General features: G+C 67.4%; 16 protein-coding genes. 8 read left to right on the top strand and 8 right to left on the bottom strand.

Annotated features, from left to right (window positions below; translation table 11 throughout):
• Positions 1-14: 14 nt before the first annotated feature.
• The 4 genes from IFT72_RS14585 to IFT72_RS14570 form a co-directional block, all read right to left on the bottom strand.
• Positions 15-746, bottom strand: coding sequence for a WYL domain-containing protein (locus tag IFT72_RS14585; protein WP_192046868.1), 732 nt, complete (start codon positions 744-746; stop codon positions 15-17).
• A complete protein-coding gene (locus IFT72_RS14580; RefSeq protein WP_192046867.1) occupies positions 743-1177 on the bottom strand; it encodes a cytidine deaminase in 435 nt (144 codons plus the stop codon). Before IFT72_RS14580 ends, IFT72_RS14585 begins: the two co-directional genes overlap by 4 nt.
• A 123-nt stretch (positions 1178-1300) precedes the next feature.
• Entirely contained in the window at positions 1301-3133 is a 1833-nt protein-coding gene (locus tag IFT72_RS14575) for a S9 family peptidase (RefSeq protein WP_192046866.1), read from the bottom strand.
• A 256-nt stretch (positions 3134-3389) separates the two neighbouring features.
• Positions 3390-3632: a hypothetical protein gene (locus IFT72_RS14570; RefSeq protein ID WP_192046865.1), complete on the bottom strand. Its 243-nt coding sequence runs from the start codon at positions 3630-3632 to the stop codon at positions 3390-3392.
• A 149-nt stretch (positions 3633-3781) separates the two neighbouring features.
• On the opposite strand from IFT72_RS14570, the gene IFT72_RS14565 reads away from it, so the two are divergent.
• The 4 genes from IFT72_RS14565 (at position 3782) to IFT72_RS14550 (ending at position 6061) form a co-directional block, all read left to right on the top strand.
• On the top strand, positions 3782-4207 hold the full coding sequence (locus tag IFT72_RS14565) for an ADP-ribosylation/crystallin J1 (RefSeq protein WP_192046864.1): 426 nt from the start codon (positions 3782-3784) through the stop codon (positions 4205-4207).
• Positions 4208-4316: 109 nt separating this feature from the next.
• A complete protein-coding gene (locus IFT72_RS14560) occupies positions 4317-4838 on the top strand; it encodes a hypothetical protein (protein WP_192046863.1) in 522 nt (173 codons plus the stop codon).
• Positions 4839-4930: 92 nt separating this feature from the next.
• The gene (locus IFT72_RS14555; protein WP_192046862.1) at positions 4931-5260 is read left to right on the top strand and encodes a hypothetical protein; all 330 of its coding nucleotides are present in this window, start codon (positions 4931-4933) and stop codon (positions 5258-5260) included.
• Between the two features lie 93 nt (positions 5261-5353).
• A complete protein-coding gene (locus tag IFT72_RS14550; protein ID WP_192046861.1) occupies positions 5354-6061 on the top strand; it encodes a DUF2625 family protein in 708 nt (235 codons plus the stop codon).
• Between the two features lie 146 nt (positions 6062-6207).
• Here IFT72_RS14550 and IFT72_RS16225 read toward each other — a convergent pair whose 3' ends face one another.
• Positions 6208-6609, bottom strand: coding sequence for a MerR family transcriptional regulator (locus tag IFT72_RS16225; protein WP_185230600.1), 402 nt, complete (start codon positions 6607-6609; stop codon positions 6208-6210).
• A gap of 95 nt (positions 6610-6704) precedes the next feature.
• On the opposite strand from IFT72_RS16225, the gene IFT72_RS14540 reads away from it, so the two are divergent.
• Genes IFT72_RS14540 through IFT72_RS14525 form a run of 4 tightly spaced genes read left to right on the top strand, consistent with a single transcriptional unit; the run spans position 6705 to position 9483 of the window.
• On the top strand, positions 6705-7706 hold the full coding sequence (locus IFT72_RS14540) for a bile acid:sodium symporter (RefSeq protein ID WP_192046860.1): 1002 nt from the start codon (positions 6705-6707) through the stop codon (positions 7704-7706).
• 39 nt (positions 7707-7745) lie between these two features.
• On the top strand, positions 7746-8099 hold the full coding sequence (locus tag IFT72_RS14535; protein WP_185230602.1) for a helix-turn-helix transcriptional regulator: 354 nt from the start codon (positions 7746-7748) through the stop codon (positions 8097-8099).
• Entirely contained in the window at positions 8096-8776 is a 681-nt protein-coding gene (locus tag IFT72_RS14530) for a cation transporter (protein WP_185230603.1), read from the top strand. Before IFT72_RS14535 ends, IFT72_RS14530 begins: the two co-directional genes overlap by 4 nt.
• 56 nt (positions 8777-8832) lie before the next feature.
• Complete coding sequence (locus IFT72_RS14525) at positions 8833-9483, top strand: thioredoxin domain-containing protein (protein ID WP_185230604.1); 651 nt, start codon at positions 8833-8835, stop codon at positions 9481-9483.
• 226 nt (positions 9484-9709) lie between these two features.
• On the opposite strand, the gene IFT72_RS16755 is transcribed toward IFT72_RS14525, so the two are convergent.
• The 3 genes from IFT72_RS16755 to IFT72_RS14510 all read right to left on the bottom strand — a co-directional run bounded on the left by IFT72_RS16755 (position 9710) and on the right by IFT72_RS14510 (position 12298).
• The gene (locus IFT72_RS16755) at positions 9710-9946 is read right to left on the bottom strand and encodes a helix-turn-helix domain-containing protein (RefSeq protein ID WP_185230605.1); all 237 of its coding nucleotides are present in this window, start codon (positions 9944-9946) and stop codon (positions 9710-9712) included.
• Positions 9947-9949: 3 nt separating this feature from the next.
• Complete coding sequence (locus IFT72_RS16750; RefSeq protein ID WP_185230607.1) at positions 9950-11230, bottom strand: MFS transporter; 1281 nt, start codon at positions 11228-11230, stop codon at positions 9950-9952.
• 87 nt (positions 11231-11317) lie between these two features.
• The gene (locus tag IFT72_RS14510) at positions 11318-12298 is read right to left on the bottom strand and encodes a LacI family DNA-binding transcriptional regulator (protein ID WP_192046859.1); all 981 of its coding nucleotides are present in this window, start codon (positions 12296-12298) and stop codon (positions 11318-11320) included.
• Between the last annotated feature and the right edge of the window lie 185 nt (positions 12299-12483).

Genomic DNA, 12483 nt, shown 5'->3' with positions numbered 1-12483 from the left:
GACGTCGCCGCCGATCAGTCATCGACGACGGACCGGAGTCGCCCGTACGGGATCGCGAGGTCCTCGGCGCGGAGCACGCGTCGCGGGGGCCGTTCGTCGGTGACCCTGACCGCGAGCATCCGGTCGGCGCGGAACGCCCGCACCCCCTGTCGGAGGCGGCACCACGCGATCAGGTACCACTGGCCTCCGTTCTCGATCGACCCCAGCGGCTCGACGTCCCGCACGGACTCCGCGCCGCCGGCGTCCTGGTAGCGCAGCTGCACGACGCGGTCCGCCCGCAGGGCCTCGGCGAAGTCGACCGGGGCGGGCACGCGAGCGGTGCTCTCGTCGCCCTTCGCGCCTCCCTCGCTCTCGTCGCTCTCGAGGAAGTGCACGCGGGACGCGAAGGCGCTGGCCCGGGCGGCGTCCCGCTCGGGCATGACCGCGAGCAGCTTCCGCTCGGCGGTCTGGGCTGGCTGCCGGAACGGGCTGCGGCGGAGCCCGCCGAGCCCGATCAGCACCGCGAGGGCCTCGTCGAGGGTGAACCCCGCCGGGCCGAGCGTCGCCGACGCGTCGATGACGTACCCGCCGGCCCGGCCGGGCTCCGCCCAGATCGGCAGCCCCGACTGCTGCAGCGCTGCGAGATCCCGCTCGATGGTCCGCATCGACACCTCGAAGCGCGCGGCGAGGCGGCGCGCGCTCCGTGGACGCGGTGACGCAGCTCGCAGCTCCTCCACGAGACCGTAGAGACGATCGGTCCGGTTCACCGACCCATCATGCCCCGGGGCGAGGTCGGCTCTTCCGGTCGGGGCCATCCCCACTCCGGCAGCAGATCGCGGAGCGGCGCGGCCCGGCCGTGGCCGAGCACGACGGTCGCCCCGAGGTTGGAGTCGTCGATCTGCCTGATGAACTCGCGGCAGCGACCGCACGGTGGGAGGACGGTCACGCGGTCGTCGTCGTCCAGCCAGACAGCCACGATGCGTGCGATCTCGTACTGGCCGCTGGTCACCATGGAGGCGATGGCAGCGTGCTCGGCGCAGAAACCGGTCCCGGAACCGGTGTCGATGCAGACACCCGTGTGGATCGTTCCGGTGGTCGTCTCGAGAGCAGCGCCGACGTCACCGAAGAGACGATCGCCCACGCGGTGCGGGTTGACGACAGCTCGGGCGGCCTCGATGAGATCGGCGTGTTCGCTCATCGGCCAAGGATAGGCAGACGCGCGCGCGCCGTCGTCCGCGGACGCAGTTCGCCGTCAGCGCGGAGACGGCCGGAGCCCCGGACCGATCGGCCCGGGGCTCCGGCTGTGACGACGGCGTCCGCGTCAGTAGGTGACGGTGAGGGTGTTGGTCACGGACACGAGCGTCACCACCGCGGCGCTGATGAAGCCGCCGACGTACGGGTTCCCCGTCACGCGGTAGAGCTTGCGCGACAGGACGGCCGTGGCCGCGAGGATGACGATGACCGGGAACAGCCAGATGCTGAAGATGCCGCCGAAACCGGGGATCGTCTCGCCCGTGATGAAGAACGTCGTGTACTGAGCCACGACCAGCACGATCGGTGCCGACGCGTTCACGAGTGCCAGCACCGCCGTGTTGACCCACTCCCGACCTCGGAACGTGAACCGGTTGAAGACGTTGATCGCCACCGAGTTCGCGACGAAGTACACCAGGAAGAAGGGCAGGTAGAGCAGAGCCACCCACAGCTTGTCGGGCTCGAAGTCCTTCACCGCGACCACCCAGAAGCGGTAGTCGGTGTGCAGCAGCCAGTCGGACAGGAAGACCAGCCCGAACGCCGCGGCGACAGTGACCGCGGCGAGGCCGACGCTCTTCAGGAGCTTCTTCCCGCCGGGGAGCAGCCCGAGCTCGCGCACCTTCACCCCGTTCTTCCGACCGAAGAGCAGGTAGGAGATCACCATGATCACGATCGCCGCGACACCGTTGACCGCCGCCCAGAAGGCGATGAAGAAGGTGGCGCCTTGCGTGAACGGGGTGGGTGCGGCGTTGAACGCGATGCTGTTGATCCACGGCGCCTGGCTGAGGGCGACGTAGCTGACGCCCGAGACGACGGCGGAGACGATCATGCCGCCCCAGAACCATCCGAGGCCCCTGCGGGTGTTCGCGGCGACGGGCACGGCGTCGGTGCGCAGCTCCGCGAACGCCCGCGTGGTGAGCAGTGCTCGCGCGAACGCGAGCAGGAAGATCATGAACCCGATCAGGCCGAGAGCGGTGAAGGCCTCCTTGACCTGCCAGATCTGCGAGCCGGAGTCGGTGGGCTCAGGAGCACCGAACGACGCCTCCCAGAACTCGAGCTGGTCAGACACCGTCTGCTTCGAGATCGTGCCCCACGGGTGGGTCTGCGCGGGGGTGTAGACCACGCGGAGGGAGTCGTCGTCGTAGAGGGTGTTCGCCTCCCGCACGTCGCCGTCCTCGGCGGGGTCGACCCCGTGGTTGAGGAACGACTGAGCGTTGGGCGTGCCGATGTAGTCGCGAGGCGCCGTCAGGGCGACACCGTCCGCGTCGTAGCTGCGGAAGAAGAACTCGTCGTACTGGTCGGCCACGAGGCCGGTGTCGCGGTCGCCGTAGATGTTCGTGTACGCGCCGTCCGCGTCGGCGTAGACGGGGTCGTTGTCGACGAGGAAGACGGCGTCGATGAGCTGCTCGTCGGCCTCGTTGTCGAGGGCGACCGAGAAGTTGGCCGCGCGTGCACCGTTGGAGTGGCCCGAGACGCCGATCTTGTCGGGGTCGACGTAGGGCAGGTCGGCGACGAGCTTCACGGCGTCGTACATGCCGGTGCCGCCGAGCTCGAGGTTCGTAGCCGGCAGGTAGTCGGAGTCGCCGTGACCGTACATGTCGATCGACACAACGACGTAGCCGCGACGGGCCAGTTCGACGTAGTTGGCGTCCTGCATCTCCTTGTTGTTCCACCAGCCGTGGGAGACGACGATGGCCGGCGCCTGGTCGTCCGCGGAGACGCCGTTCGGCTTGTACAACAGGGCGCTCATCGACTGGCCGGACGCCGTCTCCCAGTTCATGTCCTTGACGGACACGGCGTAGCCGGACGTCTGCACCGCAGACGACACGATCGACGACATCGCCATCAGTACGAGCGACAAAGCTAGCCAGAAGCCATTGCGCCTGATCAGTGTCGGTTTCATCTTCACTCCTTCGTGAGAACGCAAGCCCAGTTACTGCGGTCGATCTAAGAGCGTAAGCACAGCGATAGCGCTGAACTGCAGTCAGTGCACGTATGCACACATGTGCAGAGGCAGGCGTTAATGTCGCCGATGAAATGCGGTAGCGGCGCGCAGATGTGCATTGCCCGTCTTGCATGGACATCCAGTAGCGCCTGTCGTCGCGCGGTGCCTCCTCGGTCGGGAAGCGATCACCCCCCGGGGCGTTGCTCGTCGAGACCTAGAGACCGCGTCTGCGCTGCCAGCGATTGATGAAGAACACGGCCACCCCGAGAACAGCAAGACCCGAACCAACGTAGATGAGCAGGGGATCGCCACCACCCGCGAGCCCCGCGACGGCACGTACGGCCAGGAACACCCCGACGATGACAGCGACGATGGGCAGGACGTCTCGCAGCGGGTTGAACTTCAGCTTCTGGAATCGCTTCGGGACTCGCCTGTCTCCGGCGCCATCTTCGGTCATGCTTCCAGCGTCTCAGACCAGGGGGAACAGTGGCCGATGCCCGCTGGTCGAGCGGCTACCGGACGCCCCGGAGGGACCTGGTCGACGCTCGCCTTTTTCGACGGATGGAAAAGATTGGAAACGAGCGCTGCACCCAGCATCCTGGTCCCATGACCACAACACCGGACGCTGACAGCAGCGTCGTGCTCTGGCGGCCCACCGGCCCGGAGGAGCTCGAGCTCGTAGAGGCGAGTGGCTGGTCAGCATGGCCGCCGAGACTGCCGGACCAGCCGATCTTCTACCCGGTACTGAACGAGGACTACGCCGTGCGCATCGCCCGCGACTGGAACGTGAAGGCATCGGGCGTTGGCCATGTCACCCGGTTCTCGGTGCGGCGGAGCTTCCTCGAGCGCTTCGATGTCCAACAGGTGGGTGGTCGGAGCATCCTGGAGTACTGGATCCCAGCGGAACGCCTCGACGAACTCAACGCCAATCTCGTGGGGCCCATCACGCTCGTCAGCACGTTCCGTCGCGACGACGCCAGCGGCCGGATCACGCAGTTCCGCGAGGAGCGGCCCGCCCCTAGTGCCCCGTGAGGCTGGGGCCGGTAGTCGATCTCCTACTGAGGCTCCTGATCACACCCTTCTGCACCGAGGTGCCGTCGGCCGCGCCACAACCCCGAACGCAGCAGTGAGAAGGTGATGCATGAGCTCTGAGGAAGAGGCCTTCGCCCCGGACCCCTCGGAACAGACACGAGCCATGCAGGAACTCCTGCCGTACCTGTACGACCTCGTCGGCGGTACCGCAGAGATCACGACCGAGGACTACTGGTCATCCGAGCGCGACGGCAGCGTGGACTACGACGAGCCGCCGTCCATCCGCTCCGTCTACATCAGGACCCACAACGCAGCAGCCCTGCCCATGGACGTCACATGCGAACAATGGATCGTCATCGAGCTGGGCCGGATCGGCGGTCGATGGGAACTGGGCTACGACAGCGGCGACCTGGGCCGCGCCAAGGCACTCCTCGGCGCTGCTGTCGCCGGCCGCGTCACGGAGACCACGGCACTGGGGAGGTCCAAGGTCGACGTGACGTTGACGGACGGGACCATCGTCACCGAGGCCGGGTACGACGGCTGCCTGACTATCCTCATCCCGCTTCCCGGCTGGACGACGTGGGGACGCACGAGGCAGTACGAGCCGTACCGCACGAAGGCGGCCGACTAGCCAAAGCCCGTGCCAGGCTCCCCTGTCGGGCGTGAATGGGCTCTCGAGCGGGAGGCTTGCTCGAGGACAGCGCACACGACAGAGTTGCCGTCGTGAGCGACATCATCTTGGAGATCCATGTTCCCCTCTCGGCGTCACCGCAGGACGATCCGGAGGACCTGTCGTGGATCGACACTGTGGACGATCACCTCGCGAGCCTGGCCGGCCCCGCCGAAGCACTCGACGACAGCGAGGAATGGCACACTAAAGAAGGCCAGCCCGAATACCTCTTCTTCCTCAGCAACACCTCGGAGCAGGACCTCATCTCAGTGGCACGTCATGTCTCGCACCTTCCCGGGGTCCCTTCGGGGGTCTACGTAACGCTGAACACACCTGACGGCGACATGGGCGAGGGCCGACGCCTCGACCTCGCTACTTCCTAGCCAGGCAGCCCCGGAGCCGCTAGCCGAGCCCCCATCGGACAGGCGCTTGCTCTTCGTTCGCAGCTAGACACGACTGTGGGCCAGAATCAACGCATGGTCGACGCTCAACGTGACGCATGGTCAGAGTTGACGGAACTCATCGCAGCCTCGTCTCTGAATGTCGTGGCGTGCCCACCACACGAAGACTCATCCACCGCGGCGACGCTGGGACTCGGCACGGGTTCGTACCTCGGCGCGGTCGCGCGCAACACCTCCGGCGTCATCATGGACGACGGGTGGCTGCGCCTCCTCGGTGGTAGCTCCACCCCCGAAGGCCTGCCTGGTCTCGACCAGGCCAGTTCTGGCACCACCGGGTTGCTCGTCATCGCATACGACGTACTGGGCGGCGTCTTCGCCCTGGACGGAGGTGCCCTCGGCACAGGCGACGGCTCCGTCCACCATTTCTCGGTCGACTCCCTGTGTTGGGAGGACCTAGAGCTGGGCCACGCCGCCTTCGTGACCAGGATGCTCGCTGGTGCGACCGCGAGCTTCTACGAATCCCTCCGGTGGCCGGGGTGGCAGGACGACATCGCCACTCTGCAACCGAGGCGGGGCTTGTCGCTCTACCCTCATCCGTTCACGGCAGAGGGCAAGGACGTCGGCAGCGCCAGCAAGCGGGCCGTGCCCATGGCGGAGTTACTCGCCATGCACAACGACGTCGCCATCCAGCTCGGAATTGATGACGGGCCCGCCTGCTCCGTGGTCCTGAGTGGTCCGTACCGTTCCGGAGGCCGATGGGCTATCGAGACAGCGGCGGCCTGAACTGGTCGAGGGATGCTGCCGTTCGCGTTGCGCTAGCTACTTCCCCCTGCGTAGCTGACGAACATGCTCGCGCGTGTGAGCAGACGAATTCGACCCAAGGCCTGAGGTGGCCAGTAAACGATCCTTCTCCGGGCGCAGGCAGCCACCTAGGCGCTGCGACGGAAGACGCACTCGGTCGAACACCGCTCAGACCCGTCAGGACACTCGGCCAGGTCGTGCTCGGCACGACCAAGGCGCGACCGGAGCCGGTCGAGCCGGGCCTGCTTCTCCTCGATCTGACGCACCTGCTCTGCCAAGAGCGGCCGCAAGGCCTCCCGGACATCGGTGCAGGACGTCGACTCCATGGCGCTGAGGTGCGCGCCGACCTGATCAAGAGGTAACCCGAGTTCCTTGCTGGCTTCAATCAGGTCGAGCCGGCTGAGAACGTCCGGGGTGTAGTCCCGGTACCCGTTCGAGGTCCTGGCAGGGGTCAGGAGCCCGATGGACTCGTAGTACCGGAGCGCCGTGGCGGAGACGCCGCTGCGTTTACTGACCTCGGAGATTCGCACACCGCGACCCTAGAGCCGCCGCTGCCGCTTGACCTTCAAGCGGCTTGAACCTCTACGGTCGCTGACGTGCCCTTCTCCTCCACACCGGTCCAGCCGTGAACGCGGTCGTCTCCTGGCTCGAACACCGGCAGATCGGCCTCTACCTGGTCGCTATCCTGGCTGCCGGCCTGGTCGGCCTCACCGTGCCAGGGGCACATCACCTAGAGGGAGCGATCGAGCCTGTGCTCGCGCTGCTGCTGTTCGCGACGTTCCTCGGGGTGCCGTTCGCGGCGATCGGGAGGTCCCTCCGAGACGGGCGGTTCCTCGCCGCGGTCGGGGTGCTGAACTTCATCGTCGTCCCCCTCGTCGCGTACGGGCTGTCCCGGTTCGTCGCGGACGAGCCGGCACTGCTGTTCGGGGTGCTGCTGGTGCTGTTGACCCCGTGCATCGACTACGTCATCGTGTTCGCCGGCCTTGCCGGCGGCGCGTCAGAACGGCTCCTCGCTGCGGCACCGCTGCTGATGCTGGCGCAGATCCTTCTCCTGCCGCTGTACCTGCTGCTGTTCATCGGCCCCGAGGGCGTCGCCGTGGTCGAGGTCGGCCCCTTCGCCCGGGCGTTCCTGCTCCTGATCGTCGTCCCGCTCACCGCGGCCGCGCTCGTGCAGGCACTCGCCCGGCGACAGCGAACCGGTGTCGTCATCGAGCGGACGATGCTGGGCCTGATGGTGCCGCTGATGATGGCGACCCTGTTCACCGTCGTAGCCTCACAAGCCGGAGCTGTCGGAGACTCCCTGGGGCAGCTGCTCGTGCTGGTGCCGATCTATGCCGCGTTCCTCGTCGCCATGGCAGCGCTCGGCATCGGCGCCGGCCGCATCTTCCGACTCGACGTGCCCGCAACCCGTGCCCTGGTGTTCAGCGGTGCGACCAGGAATTCGCTCGTGGTCTTGCCGCTCGCGCTGGCCCTGCCGGCGTCGCTGTCTCTCGCTCCGGTCGTCGTCGTCACCCAGACCCTCGTCGAGCTCATCGGCATGGTGATCTTCGTCCGTCTCATTCCTCGTTTTGCCCCGAGCCCAAATGGGCGAATCGAAGCGGCGACAGCGAGGCCAGCGTCTCATTAGCCAGTCGCGTCGCGTCAGCGACGACTGTATAGTCAGCGCATGCTGACTCTTTCGTCGCGCGTCGACGTCATGAACCGCCTCGGGCGCGCCATGGCCGATCCCACCCGATCGCGCATCCTGCTCCACCTTCTCGACCAGCCCGACTACCCCGGAACCCTGGCTGAGCAGCTCGAACTCACGCGGTCCAACGTGTCGAACCACCTCTCGTGCCTCCGCGGTTGCGGCATCGTCGTCGCAGTCCCCGAGGGCCGGTCGACCCGCTACGAGATTGCTGACGCCCACCTGACTAAGGCGCTCACCGCTCTCGTCGACGTCGTGCTCGCAGTCGACGACGGAGAGCCCTGCACCGACGACAGCTGCGACGTCCCCTTCTGCTGCGGAACCGGCGCATGACCACGACCACGCTCCCCGCCCTACTCGCGCCGGCCCGCCGGGTGCTCCTGCAACGTCGCATCCGGATCATCGTCGCCGTCACGATCACCTACAACGTGATCGAGGCGATCGTCGCGATCGCCGCCGGCACCGTCGCGTCCTCGACCGCCCTGATCGGGTTCGGCCTCGACTCGATCGTGGAGGTCCTGTCGGCAGCCGCGATCGCATGGCAGTTCGCCGCCCCCGACCCGGAGAAGCGGGAACGGGTGGCGCTGCGCGTCATCGCCGTGTCGTTCTTCGGCCTGGCCGCCTACGTGTCCGTCGACGCGGTGCTCGCCCTCACTGGCATCCGCGAGCCCGACCACTCCCCCGTGGGCATCGTTCTCGCCGCAGTGAGCCTCGCGATCATGCCGTTCCTCAGTCTGGCCGAGCGTCGCACCGGCACCGAGCTGGGCTCCGCGTCAGCCGTGGCCGACTCCAAGCAGACGCTGATCTGCTCGTACCTGTCCGCGGCCGTCCTCATCGGCCTGGTCCTCAATCTCGCCTTTGGGTGGACGTGGGCCGACCCTGTGGCGGGCCTCGTGATCGTCGTGTTCGCAGTCCGGGAAGGACTCGAGGCGTGGCGCGGCGACGTGTGCAAGACGCCCGTATCGGCCCTGACGGGCGAGCGCCAGGTCGAGGCCTGCGACTGCTGCTGACCTGCTCTAACCACCCCTGACGGCACGACAAGCGTGCCGCGACCGCCAGGAGAACCATGAAGCGCACCACCAAGATCAACCTCGCCCTGATCGGCGGCCTCGTGGTCGCAGCGACGGTCGCGGCCGTCGTCCTGGTCAGACCGGCAGCCCCACAAGCGGAGCCGGCTGAGGTGACCGTCGTCGCGGAGAACAGCCACCGTCTCGACACCGCCCCGGACGGGTCGGTGGTGTTCACCGAATTCCTCGACTTCGAGTGCGAGGTCTGCGCTGCGGTCCACCCGGTCGTCGAGGAGCTGCGCGACATCCACGCGGGAGAGGTCACTTTCGTCACGCGGTACTTCCCGCTGCCGGGGCACAAGAACTCGATGAACGCCGCGATCGCCGTCGAGGCTGCGGCCGAGCAGGGGCAGTTCGAGGCGATGTACCAGCGCATGTTCGAGACCCAGGCCGAGTGGGGCGAGCAGCAGGAGTCGAAGGCAGGCGTTTTCCGCGGCTACGCCGAGGACCTGGGCCTCGACATGGACCAGTACGACCACGCCGTTGGTGACCCGTCGACGGAGGCGCGGGTGCAGCAGGACTTCGACGCCGGCATGGCACTTGGGGTGGAGGCGACGCCGACAATCTTCCTCGGTGACGAGCCGATCGAGCTGTCGACCCCGGACGAGTTGCGCGCCGCGGTGGCGTCCGCCGTAGAGGCTGAAAGGTGATGCGCGCTGTCCGATAGACGATCGGTCACCGACCAACGGCCAAGGCTAGCCACTCCCCCGCAGTTATAGGGCGTTGGCCGTCTCGATAGGTCAGTCCGAAACTGATCTCGATGAACTTTCGTCTACCGGGCAGTTGAGAACAATTGCTTTTGACGGCCCCGCTTGGCTGTCCCTCATTCCGTCGCCGTTACGTCATCAGGGCAACAGGACAAAGGCTCCCCCTGCCCTATGTCACCGCATTCAGGTGCTCGACACCGAGATCGAGTTCTTCCAGGAGCCTGATCACGACGAAGACGCTCGGCCCGGTGCCCTCGCCTCTCTCGATGCGCCGAAGGGTAGCTGTCGCGATCTCACTCCGCCGGGCGAGGTCTTCCTGACGCATGCCCCTGTCGACTCGAGCTGTTCGGATCAGGTTCCCCAGACGCGCCGCAGGACGTGGGTCGGTGAACAGTGCGCTCGGCACGGGTCACTCCCGGTCAGGCCTGCGCGAGGCAGGGACAGTGGTCACCGGCTGGGGCTTGCTCCGGGTGGCGAACGAGCCCGCGGCGAGGAACGCCACGGCGAGGAGCGCCGCAACCAGCCAGAACGAGCTCAGCAGGCCGACGGCCTCCGAGAGGCCACCGATGACGGGCGGCCCGGCCAGGTTGGCGAGGTAACCGATCGAGGCCACGGCACTGACTCTCGCCGCGGCGTTCGGACCACTGTCTGCCGCCGCGGACATGCCCAGGGGGAACCCCATCGAGACGCCCACAGCCCAGAGGACCACTCCGAGCAACACCAGCCACAGCGGCCCACCGAGGACGAAGACGACGACGCCCACGACGCCGATGCCCGTGGTCAGACGGATGGTCGCGACACGGCCGATCCGGTCGACGACAGGCCCACCAGCGATCCGCGCCAATGTCTCGGAGATGGCGAAGACGGTGAAGAACAGCGCGGCGACCGTCTCGGTCTGTCCGTGACCGTCGCTGGCCGACAGCGACAACCAGCTGTTCGCTGTCCCTTCGCCGAGCTCCGCACCGAGCATGACGATGCCGATCAGCAGGAGGCGCGGGTCGAGGAGGCGCCGGACCGAGAGCCTCAGACGCTCCCACCATGGTGTGACTTCGCCGGACGTAGACGCCGCAGCCTCCTCCGGGGCCGGGAGCTGCAGCCATCGGAGGGCTCCGAGCCCCACGAGGGCGATCAGGGCAGCCTCCCCGATGAACTGCCAGACGAAGTCGACCCCCAAGGCCGCCGCGCCGGCACCGATCCCGGATCCGACCACGGCACCGGCTGACCACGCCGCGTGGAGGAGAGGCATCAACGTCTTGCCGGCGGCCTTCTCCACCGCGGCCCCTTGGACGTTGATCATCACGTCGAAGCTGCCCACGCCGAGTCCGATGACGAGGAAGGCGACGACCGTGGCCGGGACGGAGCTGGCGAGCCCGGCTCCTGCTCCGAGGATCGTGATGCCGACGGCGATCAGGACGACGGCACCCCCGATCGCCCCGCGATGCCCGAATCGCGCCAGCGAGTACGAGGCCAGTGCGACGCCGGTGATCGATCCGATCGTGACGCCAGCCAGGGCGAGGCCGACGATGCCGTCGCCGATGCCCAAGGCGTCGCGGATGCTGAGCAGTCGCGGCCCCCAGGTGGACAGCGCGATGCCCCCGAGGGCGAAGAGCACCATGACGGCATTGCGCCACGAGGAGACCCCTGCAGGATGGGAAGTGAGCTTGGTTGTCGTCTGACCGTGAACGTTCACGGCAGAACCGTAACAGCATCGTGTCGACGGCGTCCAGTCGCCGATCGAGAGCACCGACCGAGTGCGCCGACGGCGCGACTGAGGTCGCTACGCCGACCGACGGAGGGTGAGCGTCAGCGGCACCCGGGCGACCTCGGGAGCATCTCCTCCACCGCCGGCACCGAGAGCTCGGTCGAGGAGCTCGACGGCCGCTCGTGCGATCTCGGCCTTGTCGATGCTCAGCGTGCTCAGCTCCGGCGTCACCGCTCTCCCCATCGTGAGGCCGTCGATCCCCATCACGGCGATGTCGTCGGGAACGGCCTTCCCGGCTCCGGCCAAGGCCTTCAACACACCGATGGCCATGATGTCGTTGTAGACGAGGACGGCGTCGGTCTCAGGCCGTTCCTGCAGCAGACGTCGCGCTGCACGTGTTCCTCCGTCGATGGACTCCTCGTCAGCGATGTCCTCGATCTCGGGTCCCGCCGTGCCTGTGCCGGCGAAATGAGAACGGAAGAGGTCTCGTCGGTCACCGGGCCCCTCCGTCGAGCCGATGAACGCGATGCTCGCGCGCCCGAGTCCCTCGAGGTGGTGGAGAGCTGTCGTGATGGCGGGTGCGATGTCGAGGACCACCCGGGCGTCGAGACGCGGATGAGATGGCCCGTCGAGCATGATGACGGGCATGCGGACTCCGGTGCCCTCGAGGACCTCGCTGGGCAGGAGTGACATCGTGTCGCTGCGGCAACCCGTCAGGAACACCGCGTCGACGCCTTGGATCATGGAGGCGACCTGCGCGCGCCCACGAACCGGGTCAGACCCGACGTCACAGAGCAGCAGACTCCACCCCCGTTCAGCAGCCTCCCGGGACAACGCTGAGGCCAACTCGGCGAAATACGGGTTGCCGAGGTCGTCGAGGATGAGACCGACGGTCGTCCGTCGCCCCTGCACGAGGCTCTGGGCGGCACGGTTCGGGCGGTAGTTGAGGGTGCGGGCGGCATCGAGCACGCGCTGCTTCGTCGCCGGGCTGATGTCCGCCAAGTCGTTCAACGCCCGGGTCACTGTCTGCCGCGACACCTTCGCGAGCTCAGCCACGTCGATGATCGTGGCGCGGGGCGACGGTGACGGCATGGACCGAGGTTAGTGGCCCATCGCAGCAGATCACTGGTCACCGAGACTAAGCGACCAGGACCGACAGCCTGACCCGGTCAAGCGTCTCGATAGCTGATCCCCTATCGGGCACCCGCGTCAGTCACGACCAAGAAGGCTGCGTGGTCACC

Source organism: Frigoribacterium sp. CFBP 8754 (assembly GCF_014841815.1).
GTDB lineage: Bacteria > Actinomycetota > Actinomycetes > Actinomycetales > Microbacteriaceae > Frigoribacterium > Frigoribacterium endophyticum.
Note: the sequence above shows the minus strand (reverse complement) of the source record. Positions and strands in the feature narration are given on the sequence as shown.